The organism is Enterobacter cloacae complex sp. IR5418 (assembly GCF_049238105.1).
Taxonomy (GTDB): domain Bacteria; phylum Pseudomonadota; class Gammaproteobacteria; order Enterobacterales; family Enterobacteriaceae; genus Enterobacter; species Enterobacter hormaechei.
Window position 1 is genome coordinate 1 of sequence record NZ_JBMKHS010000046.1, and the last position, 23706, is coordinate 23706.

28 protein-coding genes and 3 pseudogenes are annotated in these 23706 nt (G+C 51.0%); 24 read left to right on the forward strand and 7 right to left on the reverse strand.

The genetic code is table 11. From position 1 onward, the window contains the following. Positions 1-128 precede the first annotated feature (128 nt). The 7 genes from ACOTX7_RS21740 to etk all read left to right on the forward strand — a co-directional run bounded on the left by ACOTX7_RS21740 (position 129) and on the right by etk (position 7843). On the forward strand, positions 129-434 hold the full coding sequence (locus ACOTX7_RS21740) for a threonine-rich inner membrane protein GfcA (RefSeq protein WP_001299283.1): 306 nt from the start codon (positions 129-131) through the stop codon (positions 432-434). Between the two features lie 106 nt (positions 435-540). Next, positions 541-1185, forward strand: a complete 645-nt coding sequence (gene gfcB, locus ACOTX7_RS21745) for a lipoprotein GfcB (RefSeq protein ID WP_001301846.1) — start codon at positions 541-543, stop codon at positions 1183-1185. After that, a complete protein-coding gene (locus tag ACOTX7_RS21750; RefSeq protein ID WP_001038066.1) occupies positions 1182-1928 on the forward strand; it encodes a capsule biosynthesis GfcC family protein in 747 nt (248 codons plus the stop codon). Before gfcB ends, ACOTX7_RS21750 begins: the two co-directional genes overlap by 4 nt. Continuing rightward, entirely contained in the window at positions 1928-4024 is a 2097-nt protein-coding gene (locus ACOTX7_RS21755) for a YjbH domain-containing protein (protein WP_045351199.1), read from the forward strand. Before ACOTX7_RS21750 ends, ACOTX7_RS21755 begins: the two co-directional genes overlap by 1 nt. Before the next feature lie 45 nt (positions 4025-4069). Then, the gene (locus ACOTX7_RS21760; protein ID WP_221813676.1) at positions 4070-5209 is read left to right on the forward strand and encodes a polysaccharide export protein; all 1140 of its coding nucleotides are present in this window, start codon (positions 4070-4072) and stop codon (positions 5207-5209) included. Then, positions 5197-5643 carry a protein-tyrosine-phosphatase Etp gene (etp, locus tag ACOTX7_RS21765; RefSeq protein WP_000057871.1) on the forward strand — a complete coding sequence of 149 codons (447 nt, stop codon included), beginning with the start codon at positions 5197-5199 and terminating at the stop codon, positions 5641-5643. The genes ACOTX7_RS21760 and etp overlap by 13 nt, the downstream gene beginning before the upstream one ends. Before the next feature lie 19 nt (positions 5644-5662). Next, positions 5663-7843: a tyrosine-protein kinase gene (gene etk, locus ACOTX7_RS21770; RefSeq protein WP_221813677.1), complete on the forward strand. Its 2181-nt coding sequence runs from the start codon at positions 5663-5665 to the stop codon at positions 7841-7843. A 119-nt stretch (positions 7844-7962) separates the two neighbouring features. Here the strand turns inward: etk and appA are convergent, their stop codons facing one another. From appA to ACOTX7_RS21805, 7 genes and pseudogenes are all read right to left on the reverse strand, one after another. Further along, positions 7963-9261: a bifunctional acid phosphatase/4-phytase gene (gene appA / locus ACOTX7_RS21775; protein WP_016239723.1), complete on the reverse strand. Its 1299-nt coding sequence runs from the start codon at positions 9259-9261 to the stop codon at positions 7963-7965. Between the two features lie 79 nt (positions 9262-9340). Further along, entirely contained in the window at positions 9341-9433 is a 93-nt protein-coding gene (gene cbdX, locus ACOTX7_RS21780; RefSeq protein ID WP_000270305.1) for a cytochrome bd-II oxidase subunit CbdX, read from the reverse strand. Between the two features lie 12 nt (positions 9434-9445). Further along, positions 9446-10583, reverse strand: a pseudogene (gene appB, locus ACOTX7_RS21785) (cytochrome d ubiquinol oxidase subunit II). 11 nt (positions 10584-10594) lie between these two features. Then, positions 10595-11554 (reverse strand): annotated as a pseudogene (locus ACOTX7_RS21790) (cytochrome ubiquinol oxidase subunit I); the annotation flags it as partial. A gap of 103 nt (positions 11555-11657) precedes the next feature. Beyond that, positions 11658-11786, reverse strand: a pseudogene (locus tag ACOTX7_RS21795) (WYL domain-containing protein); the annotation flags it as partial. Between the two features lie 305 nt (positions 11787-12091). Continuing rightward, positions 12092-12703, reverse strand: a complete 612-nt coding sequence (locus tag ACOTX7_RS21800) for an inovirus Gp2 family protein (RefSeq protein WP_008325050.1) — start codon at positions 12701-12703, stop codon at positions 12092-12094. A 404-nt stretch (positions 12704-13107) separates the two neighbouring features. After that, complete coding sequence (locus ACOTX7_RS21805; protein ID WP_001547758.1) at positions 13108-13314, reverse strand: helix-turn-helix transcriptional regulator; 207 nt, start codon at positions 13312-13314, stop codon at positions 13108-13110. Positions 13315-13763: 449 nt separating this feature from the next. Between ACOTX7_RS21805 and ACOTX7_RS21810 the strand changes: the two genes are divergently transcribed. The 17 genes from ACOTX7_RS21810 (at position 13764) to ACOTX7_RS21890 (ending at position 23588) form a co-directional block, all read left to right on the forward strand. Then, positions 13764-14690: a hypothetical protein gene (locus ACOTX7_RS21810; RefSeq protein ID WP_042111109.1), complete on the forward strand. Its 927-nt coding sequence runs from the start codon at positions 13764-13766 to the stop codon at positions 14688-14690. Positions 14691-14796: 106 nt separating this feature from the next. Continuing rightward, positions 14797-15660, forward strand: a complete 864-nt coding sequence (locus tag ACOTX7_RS21815; protein ID WP_001548935.1) for a GTPase family protein — start codon at positions 14797-14799, stop codon at positions 15658-15660. Between the two features lie 91 nt (positions 15661-15751). Further along, positions 15752-16573 (forward strand): DUF932 domain-containing protein, encoded by an 822-nt coding sequence (locus tag ACOTX7_RS21820; protein ID WP_008324532.1) that lies wholly within the window; start codon positions 15752-15754, stop codon positions 16571-16573. Positions 16574-16790: 217 nt separating this feature from the next. Then, the gene (locus ACOTX7_RS21825) at positions 16791-17492 is read left to right on the forward strand and encodes a WYL domain-containing protein (protein ID WP_001548933.1); all 702 of its coding nucleotides are present in this window, start codon (positions 16791-16793) and stop codon (positions 17490-17492) included. 36 nt (positions 17493-17528) lie between these two features. Then, complete coding sequence (gene ypjK / locus ACOTX7_RS21830) at positions 17529-17765, forward strand: protein YpjK (RefSeq protein ID WP_001115854.1); 237 nt, start codon at positions 17529-17531, stop codon at positions 17763-17765. After that, the gene (locus tag ACOTX7_RS21835; protein ID WP_116291333.1) at positions 17765-18202 is read left to right on the forward strand and encodes a YfjS/YafY family lipoprotein; all 438 of its coding nucleotides are present in this window, start codon (positions 17765-17767) and stop codon (positions 18200-18202) included. The genes ypjK and ACOTX7_RS21835 overlap by 1 nt, the downstream gene beginning before the upstream one ends. A gap of 28 nt (positions 18203-18230) precedes the next feature. Continuing rightward, positions 18231-18698, forward strand: coding sequence for a protein YkfB (gene ykfB, locus ACOTX7_RS21840; protein ID WP_001547765.1), 468 nt, complete (start codon positions 18231-18233; stop codon positions 18696-18698). 76 nt (positions 18699-18774) lie between these two features. Beyond that, positions 18775-19014: a DUF905 domain-containing protein gene (locus tag ACOTX7_RS21845; protein WP_000194654.1), complete on the forward strand. Its 240-nt coding sequence runs from the start codon at positions 18775-18777 to the stop codon at positions 19012-19014. A gap of 97 nt (positions 19015-19111) precedes the next feature. Further along, positions 19112-19570, forward strand: a complete 459-nt coding sequence (locus ACOTX7_RS21850) for an antirestriction protein (protein WP_000211838.1) — start codon at positions 19112-19114, stop codon at positions 19568-19570. Positions 19571-19585: 15 nt separating this feature from the next. Next, positions 19586-20062, forward strand: coding sequence for a JAB domain-containing protein (locus ACOTX7_RS21855; protein ID WP_000811693.1), 477 nt, complete (start codon positions 19586-19588; stop codon positions 20060-20062). An 8-nt stretch (positions 20063-20070) separates the two neighbouring features. Further along, positions 20071-20292: a DUF987 domain-containing protein gene (locus ACOTX7_RS21860; protein ID WP_000691994.1), complete on the forward strand. Its 222-nt coding sequence runs from the start codon at positions 20071-20073 to the stop codon at positions 20290-20292. 18 nt (positions 20293-20310) lie between these two features. Beyond that, positions 20311-20637, forward strand: coding sequence for a type IV toxin-antitoxin system antitoxin YafW (yafW, locus tag ACOTX7_RS21865; RefSeq protein ID WP_001548930.1), 327 nt, complete (start codon positions 20311-20313; stop codon positions 20635-20637). Between the two features lie 89 nt (positions 20638-20726). After that, the gene (locus tag ACOTX7_RS21870; RefSeq protein ID WP_000854726.1) at positions 20727-21104 is read left to right on the forward strand and encodes a TA system toxin CbtA family protein; all 378 of its coding nucleotides are present in this window, start codon (positions 20727-20729) and stop codon (positions 21102-21104) included. Continuing rightward, a complete protein-coding gene (locus ACOTX7_RS21875; RefSeq protein WP_221813679.1) occupies positions 21101-21589 on the forward strand; it encodes a DUF5983 family protein in 489 nt (162 codons plus the stop codon). The genes ACOTX7_RS21870 and ACOTX7_RS21875 overlap by 4 nt, the downstream gene beginning before the upstream one ends. A gap of 11 nt (positions 21590-21600) precedes the next feature. After that, the gene (locus tag ACOTX7_RS21880) at positions 21601-21798 is read left to right on the forward strand and encodes a DUF957 domain-containing protein (protein ID WP_000839269.1); all 198 of its coding nucleotides are present in this window, start codon (positions 21601-21603) and stop codon (positions 21796-21798) included. A gap of 84 nt (positions 21799-21882) precedes the next feature. Continuing rightward, positions 21883-22725 carry a DUF4942 domain-containing protein gene (locus ACOTX7_RS21885; protein ID WP_221813680.1) on the forward strand — a complete coding sequence of 281 codons (843 nt, stop codon included), beginning with the start codon at positions 21883-21885 and terminating at the stop codon, positions 22723-22725. A gap of 245 nt (positions 22726-22970) precedes the next feature. Next, positions 22971-23588 (forward strand): DUF2238 domain-containing protein, encoded by a 618-nt coding sequence (locus ACOTX7_RS21890; protein ID WP_221257198.1) that lies wholly within the window; start codon positions 22971-22973, stop codon positions 23586-23588. Positions 23589-23706: the final 118 nt, after the last annotated feature.

Genomic DNA, 23706 nt, shown 5'->3' on the forward strand with positions numbered 1-23706 from the left:
AAGATGCGTGATCTGATCCTTCAACTCAGCAAAAGTTCGATTTATTCAACAAAGTCATGTTATACTCAAAGTAGACAATCCTGATCTCAAGCGTACGTATTGTCCATGCGATGAATAAAGGAAAAGTTATGAAACACAAGCTTTCTGCAATCCTTATGGCCTTCATGTTGACGACGCCAGCTGCGTTTGCTGCCCCTGAAGCAGCAAACGGGACCGAGGCAACGACGGGTACTACTGGCACCACAACGACCACTACCGGTGCAACCACGACGGCTGCTACCACTGGTGGCGTGGCTGCTGGAGCTGTCGGCACGGCGACAGTTGTCGGTGTGGCAACGGCTGTTGGTGTGGCGACGTTGGCAGTAGTTGCAGCAAATGACAGTGGCGATGGCGGTTCTCATAACACCTCAACCACCACGTCCACTACGCGCTAATTCTGCTTAAACGCGTCGAAATTAAAGTTAAATAACACCCGGTTGCGATATTCGTACCGGGCTTTAGAGATTTGCATTTTTTTAATTAACCTTTCAAGGATTAAAGGTGCGCCCTCTTATTTTATCGATTTTCGCACTATTTCTTGCGGGATGTACGCACAGCCAGCAAAGTATGGTCGATACATTTCGCGCCAGCCTTTTCGATAATCAGGATATCACCGTAGCGGATCAGCAGATCCAGGCGTTGCCTTATTCCACGATGTATTTACGCCTTAATGAAGGGCAACGAATCTTTGTGGTACTGGGATATATAGAACAAGAACAAAGCAAATGGTTATCCCAGGATAACGCCATGCTGGTTACTCATAATGGACGTCTTTTAAAGACCGTCAAACTTAATAATAATCTGCTGGAAGTGACAAATTCCGGGCAGGACCCTCTGCGTAACGCGCTGGCAATAAAAGACGGCAGCCGCTGGACGCGCGATATTCTCTGGAGTGAAGACAACCATTTTCGCTCTGCGACCCTGAGTTCCACTTTTTCCTTTGCTGGATTAGAGACGCTGCATATTGCGGGTCGCGATGTGCTGTGTAATGTCTGGCAGGAAGAGGTGACTTCCACGCTGCCAGAAAAACAGTGGCAAAACACATTCTGGGTCGATTCGGCTACTGGCCAGGTTCGTCAAAGTCGGCAAATGTTAGGCGCAGGGGTTATTCCCGTAGAAATGACGTTTCTTAAACCCGCACCATGAATAAATTACAGTCGTATTTCATTGCCAGCGTACTTTACGTAATGACACCCCATGCCTTTGCGCAAGGAACGGTGACTATTTATCTGCCTGGCGAACAACAGACACTTTCCGTTGGCCCCGTGGAAAATGTTGCCCAGTTGGTGACACAACCGCAACTGCGCGATCGCCTCTGGTGGCCTGGTGCCTTGCTGACCGACTCTGCGGCGAAAGCTAAAGCGCTTAAAGACTACCAACATGTCATGGCACAGCTTGCTTCCTGGGAAGCAGAAGCTGACGACGATGTGGCGGCAACGATTAAATCCGTGCGCCAGCAGTTACTCAATCTCAATATCACTGGTCGCTTACCGGTCAAACTGGACCCTGATTTTGTACGAGTGGATGAGAACAGCAATCCCCCGCTGGTCGGGGACTATACGCTCTATACCGTACAGCGTCCGGTGACTATTACTCTGCTGGGTGCGGTTTCTGGGGCTGGGCAATTGCCCTGGCAGGCAGGCCGTAGCGTTACCGATTATCTGCAAGATCACCCCCGTCTTGCAGGCGCGGACAAGAATAACGTTATCGTGATTACGCCTGAGGGTGAGACTGTCGTCGCCCCTGTTGCCCTGTGGAATAAAAGACATGTGGAACCACCGCCTGGCAGCCAGCTTTGGTTAGGCTTTTCTGCGCATGTACTGCCCGAAAAATATGCTGATTTAAATGACCAGATTGTGTCTGTTTTAACGCAACGTGTTCCTGACTGATGAAGAAGAATTCTTATCTTTTAAGCTGCCTGGCCATTGCCGTCTCCAGTGCCTGTCATGCTGAAGTATTAACCTACCCGGATCCGCTGGGTTCGTCGCAATCGGACTTTGGCGGCACAGGATTGTTGCAGATGCCAAATGCGCGCATCGCACCGGAGGGTGAATTCAGCGTCAACTACCGGGATAACGATCAATACCGTTTCTACTCCACCTCCGTGGCGCTGTTCCCATGGCTGGAAGGCACCATTCGTTATACGGATGTGCGCACACGTAAATATAGCCAGTGGGAAGATTTCAGCGGCGATCAGTCATACAAAGACAAATCATTCGATTTTAAACTTCGCCTGTGGGAAGAAGGTTACTGGCTACCGCAAGTGGCGTTTGGTAAACGTGATATTGCTGGTACGGGTCTGTTTGACGGTGAGTATCTGGTGGCCAGCAAGCAAGCGGGGCCATTTGATTTCACCCTCGGGATGGCATGGGGCTACGCCGGTAATGCGGGCAATATTACCAACCCGTTTTGCCGGGTGAGCGATAAATATTGTCATCGCGCAGAGTCTCACGATGCGGGCGATATCAGCTTTAGCGATATCTTTCGTGGCCCGGCCTCCATCTTTGGCGGCATTGAGTATCAAACGCCGTGGAATCCCCTGCGTCTGAAACTCGAATACGACGGCAACAATTACCAGAATGATTTCGCTGGCAAACTGCCTCAGGCAAGCCATTTCAACGTCGGTGCAGTTTATCGCGCTGCCAACTGGGCAGACCTCAACCTGAGTTATGAACGCGGTAACACGTTGATGTTTGGTTTCACTTTACGGACCAATTTCAACGATCTGCGCCCTGCCCTGCGCGATACGCCAAAACCGGCATATCAACCTGCGCCTGAATCTGAAGGATTGCAGTACACCACGGTAGCAAACCAACTTACCGCCCTGAAGTATAACGCGGGCTTTGACGCGCCAGAAATTCAGCTACGCGATAAGACGCTGTATATGTCTGGTCAGCAATACAAATACCGTGATTCTCGTGAAGCGGTCGATCGTGCCAGCCGGATTCTGGTGAATAACCTGCCGCAAGGCGTTGAGAAGATTAGCGTGACGCAAAAGCGCGAGCATATGGCGATGGTGACTACCGAAACCGACGTAGCCAGCCTGCGCAAACAGCTGGCAGGTACAGCGTCTGGTCAATCAGAGCCACTGCAACAACAACGTGTTGAAGCTGAAGATCTTTCTGCCTTTGGTCGGGGCTACCGTATTCGTGAAGATCGCTTTAGCTACTCTTTCAACCCAACACTTTCACAGTCGCTGGGCGGCCCGGAAGATTTCTATATGTTCCAGCTGGGGCTGATGTCCAGCGCCCGCTACTGGTTTACTGACCACCTGCTGCTTGATGGCGGTATTTTCACCAATATTTACAATAACTACGACAAGTTTAAGTCTTCGCTATTACCCGCGGACTCTACCCTGCCCCGCGTGCGCACGCATATCCGTGATTACGTTCGCAATGACGTTTATCTCAACAACTTGCAGGCGAACTACTTTGCCGACTTAGGCAATGGTTTCTATGGCCAGGTGTATGGCGGTTATCTGGAAACGATGTACGCCGGTGTCGGTTCCGAGCTGCTTTATCGCCCGCTAGATGCCAGCTGGGCGCTGGGTGTGGACGTTAACTACGTGAAGCAACGTGACTGGGACAACATGATGCGCTTCACCGATTATTCCACACCCACAGGTTTCGTGACGGCTTACTGGAACCCGCCGACGCTCAATGGCGTACTGATGAAACTTAGCGTTGGGCAATATCTGGCAAAAGATAAAGGCGCAACGATCGACGTCGCCAAACGCTTTGACAGCGGCGTGGCGGTAGGGGTATGGGCGGCAATCAGTAACGTATCTAAAGATGACTATGGCGAAGGCGGCTTTAGTAAAGGTTTTTATATCTCGATTCCGTTCGACTTGATGACCATTGGACCTAACCGCAACCGCGCGGTGGTTTCGTGGACACCATTGACGCGTGATGGTGGACAAATGCTGTCACGCAAATACCAGCTCTATCCAATGACGGCAGAGCGAGAAGTACCGGTTGGACAATAACCTGACGTAATTCATAACATTACATTGACTGATAAATATAAACCAATGAAAAAGAACATTTTTAAGTTTTCGGTACTGACATTGGCTGTTCTGTCTTTGACAGCATGTACCCTTATTCCTGGTCAGAATTTATCGACCAGTAACAAGGATGTCATTGAACTACCTGACAATCAGTATGACCTGGACAAAATGGTCAATATCTATCCCGTCACGCCAGGATTGATTGATCAGTTGCGCGCCAAACCGATTATGTCGCAGGCTAACCCGGAGCTGGAGCAGCAAATCGCGAACTATGAATATCGTATCGGCATTGGTGATGTGTTGATGGTTACGGTCTGGGATCACCCGGAACTAACCACCCCCGCAGGGCAATACCGTAGCGCCAGTGATACCGGCAACTGGGTTAACGCCGATGGTGCGATTTTCTACCCCTATATTGGTCGCCTGAAAGTGGCCGGGAAAACACTTGCCCAGGTACGCAACGAGATTACAGCGCGTCTCGATTCAGTCATTGAAAGCCCGCAAGTCGATGTCAGCGTCGCGGCGTTCCGCTCGCAAAAAGCGTACGTCACCGGCGAAGTCAGCAAATCGGGTCAGCAGCCGATTACCAATATTCCTCTGACCATCATGGATGCGATTAACGCCGCGGGCGGTCTGACCGCAGATGCAGACTGGCGCAATGTGGTGCTCACCCAGAATGGCGTAAAGACCAAAGTGAACCTCTATGCGCTGATGCAACGTGGCGACTTGCGCCAGAACAAACTGCTGCACCCGGGCGATATTTTATTTATTCCGCGCAACGATGATCTGAAAGTCTTCGTGATGGGTGAAGTGGGTAAACAGAGCACGCTGAAAATGGACCGCAGCGGTATGACCCTGGCGGAAGCGCTGGGTAACGCTGAGGGTATGAATCAGGATGTCGCTGATGCGACGGGGATTTTTGTTATTCGTGCAACGCAAAACAAGCAGAATGGCAAAATCGCCAATATTTATCAGCTGAATGCGAAGGACGCATCGGCAATGATACTCGGAACGGAATTCCAGCTTGAACCTTACGACATTGTTTATGTCACTACCGCGCCGCTGGCTCGTTGGAACCGTGTGATTTCCCTGCTGGTACCGACGATTTCCGGGGTGCATGACCTGACAGAGACTTCACGGTGGATTCAAACATGGCCCAACTAAAATTTAACTCAATCCTGGTGGTTTGTACCGGCAACATTTGCCGTTCGCCCATTGGCGAGCGCTTGCTGCGTAAACGTCTGCCAGGCGTAAAAGTCAAATCGGCAGGTGTTCATGGTCTGGTAAAACACCCTGCAGATGCGACAGCAGCAGATGTTGCCGCTAATCATGGCGTATCTCTTGAAGGACATGCCGGACGTAAGCTCACTGCTGAGATGGCACGAAATTACGATCTGATTCTGGCAATGGAGTCGGAACATATTGCTCAGGTTACCGCAATCGCTCCCGAGGTCCGCGGGAAGACAATGCTGTTTGGGCAATGGCTGGAACAGAAAGAGATCCCGGATCCCTATCGTAAAAGTCAGGACGCATTTGAACATGTCTACGGTATGTTGGAGCGCGCCAGTCAGGAATGGGCGAAGCGCCTCAGCCGGTAATTTGAGTTTATAAAATACGATGACAACTAAAAATATGAATACGCCACCAGGCAGCACTCAGGAAAATGAGATCGATCTGCTTCGTCTGGTCGGCGAGTTATGGGATCACCGTAAGTTTATTATCAGCGTGACCGCGTTATTCACACTGATCGCTGTCGCTTACTCGCTGTTAAGCACGCCAATTTATCAGGCAGATACTCTGGTCCAGGTTGAGCAGAAACAGGGCAACGCCATTCTCAGCGGCCTGAGCGATATGATCCCTAACTCATCGCCCGAGTCTGCACCGGAGATCCAACTGCTGCAATCGCGCATGATTCTCGGTAAAACCATTGCTGAACTGAATCTGCGCGACATGGTTGAGCAGAAGTATTTTCCGATTGTGGGTCGCGGCTGGGCGAGATTAACCAAAGAAAAACCAGGTGAGCTGGCGATCAGCTGGATGCATATTCCACAACTGAATGGTCAGGATCAGCAACTGACACTCACGGTTGGGGAAAACGGCCACTATACGCTGGAAGGTGAAGAGTTCACCGTCAATGGTATGGTCGGCCAGCGTCTGGAAAAAGATGGCGTTGCGCTGACTATCGCGGACATTAAGGCCAAACCAGGAACACAGTTTGTCCTGAGCCAGCGTACCGAACTGGAAGCGATTAACGCGTTGCAGGAAACCTTTACCGTTAGCGAACGCAGTAAAGAAAGCGGGATGCTGGAACTTACCATGACTGGTGATGATCCCCAGTTGATTACTCGTATTCTGAACAGCATCGCTAACAACTATTTGCAACAGAATATCGCTCGCCAGGCGGCGCAGGATTCACAAAGCCTTGAATTCTTACAGCGCCAGTTGCCAGAAGTGCGCAGCGAGCTGGACCAGGCGGAAGAAAAACTCAACGTTTATCGCCAGCAGCGCGATTCGGTTGACCTTAACCTGGAAGCCAAAGCCGTTCTTGAGCAGATTGTGAACGTTGATAATCAACTCAATGAGCTGACCTTCCGCGAGGCAGAGATCTCCCAGCTGTATAAGAAAGATCACCCAACTTATCGTGCGCTGCTGGAAAAACGCCAGACGCTAGAGCAAGAACGCAAACGCCTGAATAAGCGGGTATCGGCTATGCCTTCCACCCAACAGGAAGTGTTGCGTTTAAGTCGTGACGTAGAAGCGGGCCGTGCGGTATATCTGCAATTACTTAACCGCCAGCAGGAGTTGAGTATTTCGAAATCCAGTGCCATTGGTAACGTGCGGATTATCGACCCGGCAGTCACTCAGCCGCAGCCAGTGAAACCGAAAAAAGCGTTGAATGTGGTGCTTGGTTTTATTCTTGGCCTGTTTATTTCGGTGGGTGCCGTGCTGGCGCGTGCGATGTTGCGTCGTGGTGTAGAAGCCCCGGAACAACTGGAAGAGCACGGCATCAGCGTTTATGCCACCATCCCGATGTCCGAGTGGCTGGATAAACGTACCCGTCTGCGTAAGAAAAATTTATTTTCTAATCAGCAGCGCCATCGTACTAAAAATATCCCCTTCCTGGCGGTGGATAACCCGGCGGATTCTGCTGTGGAAGCCGTACGTGCGCTACGAACCAGTCTGCATTTCGCTATGATGGAGACTGAGAATAACATTCTGATGATCACCGGTGCGACGCCAGACAGTGGTAAAACATTTGTCAGTTCAACTCTGGCAGCGGTGATCGCCCAGTCCGATCAAAAAGTGTTATTTATTGATGCCGACTTACGCCATGGTTATTCGCATAACCTGTTTACCGTGAGTAATGCACATGGCTTGTCGGAATATCTGGCAGGTAAAGATGAGCTCAACAAAGTGATCCAGCATTTTGGCAAAGGAGGCTTTGATGTGATTACTCGCGGTCAGGTGCCACCTAACCCGGCTGAACTGCTGATGCGCGATCGGATGCGTCAATTACTGGAATGGGCGAACGACCATTACGATCTGGTGATTGTCGATACGCCGCCGATGCTGGCGGTGAGCGATGCTGCGGTCGTGGGGCGCTCTGTCGGCACCAGCCTGCTGGTTGCGCGTTTTGGCCTGAACACCGCCAAAGAGGTGAGCTTGTCAATGCAGCGTCTGGAACAGGCAGGCGTCAATATTAAAGGCGCTATCCTCAATGGTGTGATTAAACGCGCCAGCACCGCTTACAGTTACGGCTATAACTATTACGGTTATAGTTACTCCGAGAAAGAGTAAAACTGAAGGTAAAGTGACCGGATGCGGCGTGAACGCCTTTTCCGGTCTACGCATTAGACAGTTCTTCGTTTGTCATCAGCCTCAGAGCATTCAGGTAGCTGAATGCTCTTTTTTATGCATTACAAACTGCACGCCGGTATGCGTGCTTCATTCACGATTTGCGTAAAACCGGCCAACGAACACATGCCCTGCGCATTTCGCTCTTCACATCCTGCTAGGGTCAGTTTCACCTCTCCGGGCGGCGTATTTAATGACAGCGGCGTTTTATCACGCATCTGCTGTAAAGTCTGGAAGACCAGCGAAACCTGAATCCACTGGCTGTTATCGCTTAGCCGACGCCAGCGTTCAAACACCAGTTCACCACCTGGCGGCGTGTTATCCGGCTGACCTGGAAGCGTCCAGTTGAGCTCCAGTGCGCCGCCGAGATTTGCCAGATTAGTATCGTGTCCGGCGATAAACAGCACTGAAGTGGGCAATATCACACCATACGCCTGTTTTTGCGGTGGATGGGGCGTCAACGCTGTCATGATCAAATCCAACAACGGGGTGGCGCGGCTGCGGGCAACCTCCGGCGTGCGTTGTAGTAAATAAAATTGCGCGTTATGCAAACTTAGCAACGTGTTCCACTGGTGTGAATCAGTGATCCTTCCCCACCCCGGCTCCGGCATTCCCTGTGCCTGTTGCAGGAGAAATATCTCCGTCAGCATTGATGCGAGGCTTACCGCACCGGTTAATGAGACATTGTCGGCGCTCACCTTGAGTTCCGATGGTAATGCCTGCGTTAATGAACAGCTTTCGTCCTGTTTCTCACGGTTAAGGCACAAGTTTGATTGCGGAAAATTAAGCACCCGTTCCAGTTCGCGAAACGCCGTTTGCCGATGCCCGGTAAAGTCAGCAATTGACCCTCCTGCCCTGCTGAGGATCGCGTCAGTCACGTTCGCGTTATCCAGTTGGCAAACGCCAGTTTTTAGAGGATTAAATAACGGATCGGGACTGGACGTATCTGCCTGGGTATGTACGGTTATTGCACAGTCAGGTGCCAGCCCGGCGGCGAAGGCTTCGCCTGTTTTACGGGTACGCTCGTCGACATCAGCAATAATCGCGACCTGACCAGGCTGCGGGCAGCCCTTTTTCGTCAGCAATCCGTCAGCTACCAGACGCTGGCGTTGGTAATGTCCGAGATAAGCGATTAGCTCACCACCGCGCGGTGTCAGCCAACCCAGTTTTACCGGCCAGGTTGGCCATGCGTCTGGGGTGACATCCTGCATCAGTTGCGTGGCCTTGGTTGGGGCACGCACACCATGACGACTGACAATCACCACACTTTCCAGCTTCAGCTCCGGCTCACTCTGAGCGAATGCAGATTGCGGGGTTAACGGAATCAGAAGAGATAAAAATGGGATCAAGATCGCTTTCATCGATATGTTTCCGCTTTTCATATCCGACATTATTGATTGCCTGATACGACGCTAATGCGCCGCATCAGACTTACGTTCGTTAACTTTTCAATCGCGGGTCCAGCCATACCAACACAAGGGTGGAGAGCGAACACATCAACAAAATGCCGACGAACCAAAGTAAATACCACATTGTTCCTGCACCTTAGTACAGCTCGTTTTCGTTACGGCGGAGAGTTTCTGTCGTCATGCGCCCCCACATTTTGTATGTAGCTCCAGAGAGTGTAGAGCAACACAATGGGCAAAAATATCAGCACGATTACCAACATAATACTCAGCGTCAGCTGACTGGAAGTGCTGTCCCACAACGTCAGGCTGGAGATTGGACTCACGCTTGACGGCATGACAAAGGGGAACAGCGTGATGCCTGCCGTGAAAATCACGCCAAATTGCATCAATGATGCCATCAAAAATCCCCAACCCGGGCGACCACGATAAATCGCCATCACCGTCAGCAATGGGCAGAAGAACCCCAGTAGCGGGAAGATCCACAAAACGGGCGACTCGACAAAATTATTCATCCAGGCACCAGGTAGCACTGCCACCAGTTTCATTAACGGATTGGAAGGACCGTTAGCATCCTGGGCGAGCAGTACAAAGCCATCAATACCGACCCACAGCCAGTAACCCGCCAGCAAAAAGCACAGCATCACCAACAGTGCAGCGCGTTTAGTCGCCAGCTGTGAACGCAGATGAATCACACCAACAGTTTTCAGTTGTAACCAGACGCCACCTTGCAAAATCACCATCCCAAGGCTGAGCAATCCGCACAATAAAGGGAATGGCGTCAGCAGTTGCCAGAAGCTGCCGAGATACTCCACGCGTAATTGCGGTGTGAAGGCAAACGGCACGCCGAGCAACAAGTTGCCGAAGGCGATACCGAAGACTACCGGCGGCACCAGACTGCCGATGACCAGACCGGCATCCCACATTTTACGCCAGCGTGCATCGGCGATTTTTCCGCGATAATCAAAGGCCAGCGGGCGGAAGAACAGCGAGCACAGCACCAGGATCATCGCCACATAAAAGCCGGAAAACGCCGCTGCATACACTCTGGGCCAGGCGGCAAATAATGCCCCACCTGCGAGGATCAACCAGACCTGATTGCCTTCCCAGTGCGCACCAACGCTATTAATCACTATCCGGCGTTCATCATCATTACGCGCCACCAGCGGCAGCAAACAGCCGATCCCCATGTCAAATCCGTCGGAGATCATAAAGACCACCAGGATCACGCCAATCAGCAGCCACCAGATGAAGCGCAATGTTTCATAATCAAACATGATTTTCTCCTTTACCCCTGTTGCTGCGTCGGTTGTTCACTCTGCATCGCGCTCGGCCCCAGACGGGCATATTTCTGCATCAGGTAGACTTCGGCGATTAAGAACAGGGTGTAAAGCCCTACGATCATGATCAGTGAGAAAGCCAGTTGTCCTGTGGTTAAGGCGGAGTGCGCGGAGTATGTCGGTAAGATGTCCTGTATCGCCCACGGCTGACGACCAAACTCGGTCATAAACCACCCGGCTTCAATCGCAATCCACGGCAACGGCAAACTCCAGAGCGCCATTTTCAGCACCCAGCGATGCTGGTCGATTTTGCCACGCAGCGTCTGGACAAGCGCAATCAGCATCACCAGTAGCAGCAGGGAACCACAGCCCACCATGATGCGGAAACTCCAGAATACCGGCGCAACCTGAGGTATTGCACCACGCATCGCCGCCTGGTACTGTGCGGCTGTGACATGATTCATATCCGGCGCATAGCGGGAGAGCAACATGCCGTAGCCCAGGTCACCTTCCAGTTCCCGGAATGCCTGCAACACATGCGGCTCACGATTGCCTTGCGATATTTCCTGCATTAACAGCCAGACCATACGTCCGCGTTGCAAGCGTGGGTAGGTTTCAGCCATCAAATTCTTCAGACCCGGCACGGGTTTATCTAATGAGTGAGTGGCGAGGATCCCTAGCAGCGCGGGAATTTTGATGGCAAAGGCGTTACGCTCTTGATCCTGTTCCGGCCAGGCAACCACATGGAACGGTGCAGGTGCAGGTTCCGTTTGCCACTCCCCTTCCATCGCCGCCAGTTTTACCGGTTGTACTTGCGCGACTTCATACGCAGAACTGTCTCCGAGTTGCAGCGTGCCAATAATCGCCAGAGTACCGAAGACGGAACCGATGGCAAACGAGCGTAATGCGACATCGCGCTCCCGTCCGCGCAGTAAATACCAGGCGCTGATCGCCATAATAAACATGGCCGAGATTTTGTTGTTCTTTTAGAGCCTGAGGTTTAGCGTAAGCGGGAGCCAGCCTGTAAATACCATCACCATCGGGGACGATTCTGTCGCCCAGACGATTAAGATCACGATACAAAGTACGCTCACTGATGTTGAATTCGTCCATCATCTTCTTACGTGATACAAAACCGTACTGGTAAAGTTCTGCAATAATAGCGGTTATTCTTTGTACCATTACCTCATGCCCGCTCATGCGCGTTCTCCTTGTAATTTTTCCTTGAGATTACCAGTCGCTACTGACAGGGCATGTCAGTAGCGACTGGAGGATCATGTTTTCATATCGGCAAATTTCTCACATAACTTAAGGAGATTAAGTCGAAAAGTCAGTTAATGGATTTTGCGGTCAATAACATAATCAGTCTCCTGCAGGCAGTCGCGAGTAGCCACTCAGAGGTGAAAGAACAACTGACGTGTCAAGGCTTCAAAAGCGGAGTATGCTGAGATTCAGTCGATTAGAGCCAGGCTGAAAAAATCTTTATAGACTTAGTTTGTTTTGCCTCAGGACTGACTGCAGCCAAACGAGCGTTCATCTCGGCTGTATGACTTGGTGCGCTCCTTCGCAAAGTAGCTCAGACGGAAAGTGAGCTTATCGTAAACCGCACGATAGTCTGTGGCGTTGGCATCCAGATAATACAGGGGATTATCTGGGATGTGGACCAACGTTCGGTATTCGGGGTAAGGGCCTAGTTGCAAAGCGCTCAGCCAGGCTTCACGTATCAGGCTGGCTAATCCCGTTCCCCCTTCTCCATAGCTCCCAAGTCCATTGAATGTGTCTTTGTTCACGAAAAGTACCATGTGGTAATGGGACTTCTCGTTTATTTCTCCCACTTCCCGAACCCAGGCGTAACGCAACTGGCATGGGTAGCTCCTGATGCCATTCTTTATTTTATTTCGGTACCGAGCATCGATTTTTGCATTAAGCGATTCAATGAAACGGGATATCAGACCACTATTCCTATTACAGTTGTCATCAGGCAGACGTAGATCGACACGGACAGCCATTGTCCTTGGGTGTTGTGCTATAGCGTTATCAATTACACCCAGCATCCGTTGCAAATACGTTGTATTGAATGGGGCATGACGTTGGTCAAGATAAATATCATTAAGCATAATAGATTCCTGTGATCTGAATATCGGGCAGGACGGAACCTTACCCGCGATGGTTGAGGTAATTAGGTGGTATCAAATCTGGCTTATTGAGTTTGTGTTGGATGTTAGTTGGGTGATGCTGACTAAATTGCTTGGTGTGTATTGCGTAGGTGTGTATTACTGGAATATTGGGGTTTATGTACTGATATATATTAACAATCCGTCACGTATTAATACTCAACATTCAGGCCAGATGCGGTTTGATATTTCATTGTGTTAAATTATTTACTCCGAAGTTAATGTCGTCTGAAAAAAATGATTAAGGGGTGGCTATAACTTATTTCAATCACGGTGCATGATCAGAGTGTCATTTAAAATTAAGCAGCAAAAAGGGCATGGAATTTGATAAACACAGTCCAAAATATTTAATTTCTGGAATCATTAATTTTAGCCTGCAACCACTCCTCCAGGTCGCTTTTTAACCAGCGAGAAGCTCTACCCATCTTAATGGGTTTCGGAAATACCCCTTCCTGTATCAACTTATAGAACCATTTATCACTCAGGCCAGTAAGGCGTGTGATAAACTTCATATCGATGAACTCATCTTCCAGTAGTGCAGGTTTAGTTTTCATGCTGAGTGTCCCATTGCGAGAAGAGCACCGGAGCAGGCGATAACTAATTGTTCACGCCTTCTCCTCCACATGAATGGGGTGTGACGTAAAAAAAGATCTGGAAGGAGCAGTTGAGCTACCCAACTAAGAATGCATAGATACGGAAAACCTCGTGTAACGCTGTTCTCTGACCGTTACAATTTGACGGATGTCGAAACTTTGTAGAGTGCAATCATGAAAATTATTCAGAGTGGTGAGTTGATCAGTACTCTCCCCCAATTTACCAGAGGCAGAAAAATCACAGGAGGCAACCAGCCATTAATCACTTACTAATCAGTTAGTAATCACTACTTTATCATTAAAAAATCAGCAAAAAACCAGTCAACAGTCACCTTGCAGATGCCAAATCATCATGGTTCATTTATACTTTTGAAAGCATCGGACAGATGTGATATCACACTGGAGGGTACATGCTTAGGTATGACGAAGTGAGAGAGGAGTTCTTTTCCCTTTACGTTCTGAGTCTGTATTACAACGAAGATTACATTAAGCAGGCGAGTAATTTCGACACGCCTGAGGAATTTCAAAAACTCATTAATCATATATTGAACACTAAATTCCTATTCAATAATGAAGCAATACAAAGTGCGCGTACTTACTTGAAAAAACAGTTCCATTACAAAATCATTGACAAAGAGAAGTTCGATTGTTTCAAAGGTTCTGATAGAGGATCGTGGTTTGCCTTAATGTATATATATAACAACAGAATCAGTCCTGAAACCTCCTCGAGCGTGAATATCTTTGCACAAGATAATATTTACAACCCGAACTCAACTCCTGCATCCTTTTTTGAATTTGAAAACATTGATGAAATTAAAAATTTCTCACTTGATGAAGTACAAGCCGAAATGCAGGTGGGAATCTCCCCTAGCAATAAAGAAAAAAATAGAGATACACCTGAAAAATACTCGCGTAGATTTTATTTAACATCTGGCGCAGATCCCGACAACTACAGCCCGAATACAACATCCGAACAAGAACGCATTTGTACTTTGATGAGGTTTATTGATTTAGCTCCTGTAAGTTTAAGTCAGAAAATTTCCTATTTTCGTAAGTTGCATGATAAATGGCTAGAGCAATATAATACATTTCTTACTGATTATGACTGGCTAGATAAAAAAGATGAAAAGCAAGCTATCTATTGCTGGGAGTATCTGAGAAATAAAAATATGATCCCCTTTTATTTAAAACCATATAACACTGCAATGAGAATACAGATGATCATTGCATGCATGGATAGTTGGGACACTGGAGTTGAAGAAAAATATTTCTTTATTCAGAAAATGAAGCATGCTTGGCAGCAGGCTGTTTCATCACGTAAAAAAGACAAAAAGTAGATCAAGTTAATAATTTTCAGATATATATCATCCCTTTGAACATACCAGATTAACGGTGGAATCTCACGATTCTGCCGTTTTTGTATTATTTTTCAGAGGAGTAGTAATGAACAATTCTGAAGGATTGAAGCCGTTTCAGCAATCGCTCGCTGGTCTGCCACAGTGGGTGTCTGAACGTATATTGCAGCAGATAAATCAGTTAACCCGCTACGAGCCAGTGATCGGCATTATGGGTAAAACCGGTGTTGGGAAGAGCAGTCTGTGCAATGCCCTGTTTGCCGGAGATATATCACCGGTCAGCGATGTGGCTGCATGTACCCGTGAGCCACTGCGCTTTCGCCTGCAAGTCGGCGACCGCTATATGACGCTGGTGGACCTGCCCGGCGTGGGCGAAAGTGGTGCTCGCGATACCGAGTATGCTGCGATGTACCGCGAACAACTCCCCCGGCTCGACCTGGTTCTGTGGCTGATTAAGGCCGATGACCGGGCGCTGGCGGTGGATGAACATTTTTATCATCAGGTGATTGGAGAGGTATACCGGCATAAGGTGCTGTTTGTTATCAGCCAGTCGGATAAGGCCGAACCCACCAGCGGTGGGGGACCGTTGTCCACGGCGCAGAAGCAGAATATCAGCCGTAAAATCTGTCTGCTGCATGAGCTGTTCCAGCCCGTACATCCGGTGTGTGCCGTGTCGGTCCGTCTTCAGTGGGGACTGCGGGTGATGGCCGAGCGAATGATTAAGTGCCTGCCACGTGAGGCCACCAGCCCGGTGGTGTCGCAACTCCAGTCTTCCTTTCGCACGACGGTAGTCCGGGAACAGGCTCGTAGCGATTTTGGTGAAACCGTCGGGGCCGTACTCGATAGCATCAGTGCCTTTCCCCTGATACCCGCCCCGGTACGGGCTGTCATTCAGGCCGTGCGCACCACGGTGGTGTCAGTGGCCCGCGCCGTCTGGGATTTCTTCTTCTGAGTATTTAACCCATCCCTGTTACTTCCCTGCCCCTGTCGCAGATGCGACGGGGATCCCTTTTATTTGTTTTCCCGTTATGAGGAGTCTGCTTATGACCCGTCTGGCTTCGCGCTTTGGCGCAGCAAATCTTATCCGTCGCGACCGCCCGTTAACCCGCGAAGAGCTGTTTCGCGTGGTGCCCAGTGTATTCAGTGAGGACAAACACGCATCCCGTAGTGAGCGTTATACCTATATACCCACCATATCCCTGCTGGACAGCCTGCAGCGCGAAGGCTTCCAGCCGTTCTTTGCCTGTCAGACCCGGGTACGCGACCCGGGTCGACGCGAGCACACAAAACACATGCTACGCCTTCGTCGGGAGGGGCAGATTACCGGTAAACAGGTACCAGAAATTATCCTGCTCAACTCCCATGATGGCACCAGTTCGTACCAGATGTTGCCGGGTTTATTTCGTGCGGTTTGTCAGAACGGGCTCGTCTGCGGTGAGTCATTTGGCGAGGTGCGTGTGCCGCACAAAGGCGATGTAGTGAGTCAGGTGATTGAGGGGGCCTATGAAGTGCTGGGCATTTTTGACCGTGTGGAGGAGAAGCGGGATGCGATGCAGTCGTTGCTGTTGCCACCACCTGCGCAGCAGGCACTGGCAAAAGCCGCGCTGACGTACCGCTTTGGTGAGGACCACCAGCCGGTGACTGAGTCGCAGATCCTCTCCCCGCGCCGCTGGCAAGATGAGAGTAGCGACCTGTGGACCACGTACCAGCGTATTCAGGAGAACCTGATTAAGGGTGGGCTCAGTGGCCGTAATGCCAAAGGAGGACGGTCACATACCCGTGCCGTTCGCGGTATCGACGGGGACGTGAAACTTAACCGGGCACTGTGGGTGATGGCGGAAGCGATGCTCACGCAACTGCAGTGACCGTTTAATGTTGCCGCTTTGTTAATATCGGACACCACCTGTCCGCATCGCACCGTGCTGGCGGTCCTCACTCACTGAGTGAATGGCCTGTAACCCCCGCTGCCTCTGGCTTTTGCAGAAATGAAAAATAGTTTCTGTGATGTCCATACCCTGTCCGACCCCCTCTTTAAAGTAATCACATCATTTTCAGTCAGTTAACTTTCACGGAGAACGTCTCATGACACAGGCAGAACGCCGCCATGACCGGCTGGCTGTCAGGCTGTCACTGATAATCAGCCGTCTGGTGGCAGGGGAAACACTGAGTGTGCGTAAGCTGGCCGCTGAGTTTGGTGTGTCGGTGCGCACGCTGCGGCGTGATTTTCGTGAGCGGCTGATGTATCTGGACCTGGAGTATCAGTCCGGATATTGCCGCTTACGTACTGCGGGCAGTGAGACGCAGATGGTGCCCGACGTGCTTATCTTTGCCCACCGCAGCGGGATGGCCGGTCTTTTCCCTGGCTTTGACCGTCGTCTGGTAAACGCACTGCTGATGTGCGATGAGTCTCCCTGCGTAATCGCACCCGCCAGTCCGGCTCCTTCGCCATCAGGCGCATTGTCTTTCTGGCGACTGATTCAGGCCATTACCGGGCGCAGGCGGGTGACGCTGATTGCCGAGGGGCAGCGCTGTGAGCGGCTGGCTCCCTGCCGGTTACTTATCCACCAGCAGGCCTGGTATCTGGTGGCAGAGCACGACGGACATATCGCCGTATTCACCCTGGATGAAATCCATCTGGTTCAACCCCTGCAGGAGTCTTTTCGCCGCAACGACAGTCTGTGCAGTCTGGTTGAAGACCCGGTGTTTATTCAGGCCTTACCCCATTTTCGCTTTATCCAGCAGTCGCTGCTTGCGTTTGTTCCGGCCGACAGCCCACCGGAATAGTGCAGGTCTATCTCAACTCATCCGCAGGGAGAGCCTATGCCATTTATTGCCATTATCGCCATTGTTGTCATCGTCATCATTCTGAACAAAACCGGGGTGTCCGACAGCCTCACGGCCCTGACCCTTGCCACCGTTGCCGCACTGCTGACGGGCGGAGGGGCAGCCGGTGCGGCCAGTGTCGCACTGACACCGTTCGTCGGCGTGCCGGTGGGTATTTTCGTCGGCATTTATGTCTTTGCCAAAGTGGTTCGTCTGATTTCAGGAAAAAAATAATGAAACGTAAAACACTGCCTCTGCTGGTGCTGGTTGCCACCACGCTGTTTCTAAGCGCATGCGATAACAGAAGTGATGACCTGAAGGCCATCAGCAAATTTAAGGATCTAACCCCACCGCGTTTCAGTGATGTGGTCAGCCACCAGGATGATGTCAGCGAAGAATGGTCACAGGTTGACTACTTATCCGGTCCCACCTTGCAGGTTTTACGTACCCACCAGTCGCCCGATGGCTGCGAGGGTGGCAGTTACTACTACCTCGTGGATATGCAGGAAAAAACCGTCCAGCCACTGATGAATGCGCTGTGTATTGCCGATAACATCAAACTGGAATACCAGGAGGTGACGGACCCGTATACCAAAGAAAAATACTTTGAGTACGCCCATGACGGCAAACTGATGGGGCGACTGCTGATACCCTCAAACCCTGAGAACTAGGAATAAAACAACGACAAAGGAGACAAGAATGACAATACTTTCACTAAGTCGGTTTATGCTGGCGGGTGTACTGCTCGCGAGCTTTAATGCCTCTGCTATCCCGGGGTTCTGGCAGCAGGGTTACGGTCAGGGCAATACGGAATACAGCGTGACCGAAGCCAGCGGAAAGACGTTTACCATCAACTGCACAGGGAACCCGGACCAGAATGGTTTCTATCAGCATTCAGTCTTTCTTACCCTTGCCGATGACAAGATGGTCAGTTCGCACGATGACGACACTACTATCACCGTAGTGATGGATCACCAGCAGTACATTATTCCGTCCAGCCTGGGCTGGCGTAACGGCGATAACGCCTGGTTTGACTTCATCAGCAATATCTCTGAGGCCGGGCAGTTCGACGTCTACGTCAATGACCACAAAGCAGGGACCTTCACTGCGGACCGGAAGAACGCTGAGAAAGTTCTGTCCACTCTCGGAGACTGCAGCAACGACTGATAGTAGTATCTTCCCCAGCAAATCCACCCCGACAGCTAGCAGGCTGCCGGGGTTTTCTTTTATCAGGAGCCCGAAAATGACCCAATCCGTGTTGCTGCCACCGGGGCCTTTCACCCGGAGACAAGCGCAAGCGGTCACTACCACGTACAGCAATATCACACTCGAAGACGACCAGGGCAGTCACTTCCGTCTGGTGGTTCGTGATACTGAAGGCCGGATGGTCTGGCGGGCATGGAACTTTGAGCCGGATGCCGGTGAAGGTCTTAACCGCTATATCCGCACCTCAGGCATCCGTACAGACACGGCCACCCGCTGATCGCGAAGCATTTACCCGCATTCACCTCCCCGAACACACTTTATATCCCCATACGCCAGCCATCGCCGCTGGCGTTTTTATTGACGGAGACATACCCATGACAACACAGACGCAGCACGACCTCGCACCCGCTAACCAACCCGAATTTGAACTGACCGTCACGCCGGTCCCCGATGAACAGCGTATCGATTTCTGGCCACAGTACTTTGGCGCTATCCCGCAGTGGCTACTCCTGGAGCCGCATATCTTCGCCTGGATGGACCGCTTCTGTGAGGGCTACAGCGGTGGTATCTGGTCGTTCTACACCCTCAGCAATGGCGGCGCATTTATGTCCCCCGAGCCTGACAACGATGAGACATGGCGTCTGTTTAACTGCCTGAACGGTAACGATGCCCAAATGAGTGCAGAAGCAGCAGGTATTGCTGTCTGCCTGATTGCGTATAGCCACCATGCCTGCCGTACAGAATGTGACGCGATGACCGCACACTATTACCGCCTGCGGGAGTATGCCATGCAACATCCAGAGGCTCACGCCATTCTGCGTATTATCGACTGACCGAAGGAGCAACAGATGAAACAGCTTTCCTTTTTACCCGGCGAGATGACGCCACAGGACCGGCGTCTCATTCAGCGGGCGCTCAGGGCTCTGGACCGCCACCTGCATGAGCCCGGCGTAGCCTTCACCTCTACCCACGCCGTACGTGAATGGCTGCGACTGCATATGGCCGCGCTTGAGCGGGAAGAGTTCCGGGTGTTGTATCTGGACAACCAGAATCAGTTGATTGCCCATGAAACGCTCTTCACCGGCACGATTAACCGCACCGAGGTGCATCCCCGGGAGGTGGTCAAACGTGCTCTGCACTTCAACGCGGCGGCGGTGATACTCGCGCATAACCATCCTTCCGGCGAGACGACACCTAGCCAGGCCGACAAAACCCTCACGCAGCGACTGGTTCAGGTGCTTCAGCTGGTGGATATCCGTGTCCCTGACCATCTGATTGTTGGTGGCAGGCAAATCTATTCGTTCGCAGAACACGGTCTGCTTTGAGGTATTACATGAAAATTATCAGTAAACGCAGGGCAATGACGATATACCGCCAGCATCCTGAGTCCCGAATCTTTCGCTACTGCACCGGCAAATACCAGTGGCACGGTAGCGTCTGTCATTACACCGGCAGGGACGTTCCGGATATCGCCGGAGTCCTCGCGGTATACGCCGAACGCCGCCAGGACCGCAATGGGCCCTATACCTGCCTGATGAGCATCACCCTGAACTGACAATAGTGGAGAACTGTAATGAGCAACCCTACCAGGGGCCTGCAGCGGGAGATTACACTGCGCCTGGGAGCCCGTCTGGTGCAGGAAGGCAACCGACTGCATTATCTGGCTGACCGGGCCAGCATCACCGGCAAGTTCAGTGACATCGAATGCCGGAAGCTGGATGAAACATTCCCGCACTTTATCCGCCAGATGGAATCGATGCTGACCACCGGTGAACTCAGCCCCCACCATGCCCACTGCGTTACCCTGTACCACAACGATTTAACCTGCGAAGCCGACACCTTCGGCTCCTGTGGTTACGTTTATCTGGCTGTTTATCCGACGCCCGAAACGAAAAAGTAAATCATCAGAATAATCTTCTGCTCCGGCCTGGTGTTTTCACCACGCCACTTTTCCATTTTTCATCTCTGCATATCAGGAAAATCTTCAGTATGAAAACATTACCCGACACACACGTACGGGAGGCATCGCGCTGCCCGTCTCCCGTCACCATCTGGCAGACACTGCTGTCCCGGTTGCTGGACCAGCATTACGGCCTTACGCTGAATGACACACCGTTCGCCGATGAACGTGTGATTGAGCAGCATATTGAAGCTGGCATTTCACTGTGTGATGCGGTGAACTTTCTCGTTGAAAAATACGCACTGGTACGTACCGACCAGCCGGGATTCAGCGCCTGTACCCGCTCTCAGTTAATAAACAGTATTGATATTCTCCGGGCTCGCAGGGCAACCGGCCTGATGACCCGCGATAACTACAGAACGGTAAATAACATTACCCAGGGGAAGCATCCGGAGGCGAAACAATGAAACTGGCCCTGACGTTGGAAGCCGACAGCATTAATGTGCAGGCACTGAACATGGGGCGAATTGTCGTTGATGTCGATGGTGTTAATCTCACTGAACTGATTAACAAGGTCGCTGAAAACGGTTATTCACTCCGCGTGGTGGAGGAATCCGACCAACAGTCAACCTGCACACTACCACCGTTTGCAACCCTTGCCGGCATACGCTGCAGTACCGCACATATCACGGAAAAGGATAACGCCTGGCTGTACTCGCTGTCACACCAGACCAGTGACTTCAGTGAATCAGAATGGATTCATTTCACAGGTAGCGGATATCTGTTACGTACCGATGCGTGGTCATATCCGGTTCTGCGGCTTAAACGCCTGGGGTTGTCAAAAACGTTCCGTCGTCTGGTTGTCACACTCATCCAACGTTATGGCGTCAGTCTCATTCATCTGGATGCCAGCGCTGAATGTCTGCCGGACCAGCCCACTTTCAATTGGTAACCAGGAACAACATGAAATCATTAACCACGGAAACCGCACTGGATATTCTGATTGCGTGGCTACAGGACAATATCGACTGCGAATCGGGAATTATCTTTGACAACGATGAGGATAGAACGGATTCAGCAGCACTGTTGCCCTGCATCGAACAGGCCCGGAAGGATGTCCGTGCTCTTCGTCATCTGCAGCTTCTGCACCAGAACCGGTGAATATCACTCACCATACTTCATTCCCCTGACGCCAGCCTGAATACAGCTGGCGTTTTCGTTTATAAACCAAAAGGAAAACCGATAATGTCAGACATCACAATCTCCCGTCCGGAAGTGGTCACCGGGCATACGGACGTTATCTGCTCCACCAGTATCCAACACGTTGTGACGGTACGGAATGCAGCACTGCAACAAACCGAAACGCTTATCCGGCAACTGGCAGAAATCTCAGTGCTGACAGCAGGCATTGGCGGCAAAACCGCCCTGGACTGGGCGATGAAACAGAATTTTCGCTGTGGCTGCTGGCTGATGGAAAAACCGGAAGCAGCAATGAAAGCCATCACCCGCAATCTCGATCGAGAAATCTGGCGTGACCTGATGCAACGTTCCGGGATGCTGAGTCTGATGGATGCGCAGGCCCGGGACACATGGTACCGATCACTGGAATATGATAATTTTCCGGAAATCAGTGAAGCGAATATCCTGAGTACATTCGAACAACTGCGCCAGAATAAGGATGAGGTGTTTGAGCGAGGGGTGATCAACGTCTTCAGGGGACTGAGCTGGGATTACAAAACCAACTCACCCTGTAAATTTGGCAGTAAAATTATCGTCAACAATCTGGTGAGGTGGGACCGGTGGGGGCTTCATCTGAACAGCGGGCAACAGGCCGATCGACTTGCCGATCTGGAAAGAATGCTACACCTGTTCAGCGGCAAACCGATCCCCGACAACCGGGAAAACATCACTATTCGTCTGGATGGTCACATCCAGTCCGTTCAGGGTAAAGAGCGCTATGAAGACGAGATGTTCATCATTAAATACTTTAAGAAGGGATCTGCACACATCACTTTCAAAAGGCTGGAACTGATTGACAGAATTAACGATATAATAGCCAGGTACTTTCCTTCTGTGCTCTCAGCCTGATCCCGAGTGTGATTCCCTTTCGATATCAAAAGGGACTGCGGGTATAATTGAGGGTACATTTTTAATCAAACCAAATAAATTATATTAATATCAATATGATAAAAGAAATTTTCGATTCCGAGTCCGGCACCACTATTTAAAGAACCCAGCCTATGGCTGGGTTTTTGCTTTTCTGTATCCGCTACGCATTGAATTTTCCCTCCTGTCAGGCAATAGTGATTTTTTCCCCTGACAATGAAAATGATATGAACTTATCTGCTTTAAAAGTCGGGTCACTGCTCCTGCTGATGATCCTGATTTATACCGGCCTGTTCACGAGCGACCGCGTCACCTGGCTGATGGAGGTGATGCCCGTCATCATCATCATTCCACTTCTGCTCGCCACGCACCGGCGATACCCTCTAACTCCCCTTCTCTATACCTTGATTTTCTTTCACGCCATCATTCTGATGACTGGTGGAATGTACACCTACGCAAAGGTTCCGGTTGGTTTTGAGGTTCAGGAGATGCTCGGGCTTAGCCGTAATCCGTATGACAAGCTCGGTCACTTTTTCCAGGGACTGGTTCCCGCACTGGCAACGCGAGAAATTCTGCTGCGCGGTGGGTATGTTCGTGGGCGTAAGATGACGGGATTTCTGGTGTGCTGTGTTGCTCTGGCTATTAGCGCCACCTATGAACTCATTGAGTGGTGGGCAGCTTTGGCAATGGGGCAGGGTGCGGATGATTTTCTGGGGACGCAGGGCGATCCATGGGATACCCAGTCGGATATGTTTTGCGCGCTGCTGGGTGCGTTAACGACGGTGCTACTCCTTGGGCGTTTCCATCAGCGGCAATTACGTCGTTTGAATGTTTGTCAGGGGTAGTGTGCCTGACCTGCCGGGTGGCGGCTTCGCCTTACCCGGCCTGCAAAATTCAGGGGTACAAAAACGCAAAAAGGCCATCCTTCCGGATGGCCTCTTCACTTGTTTGATGCCTGGCAGT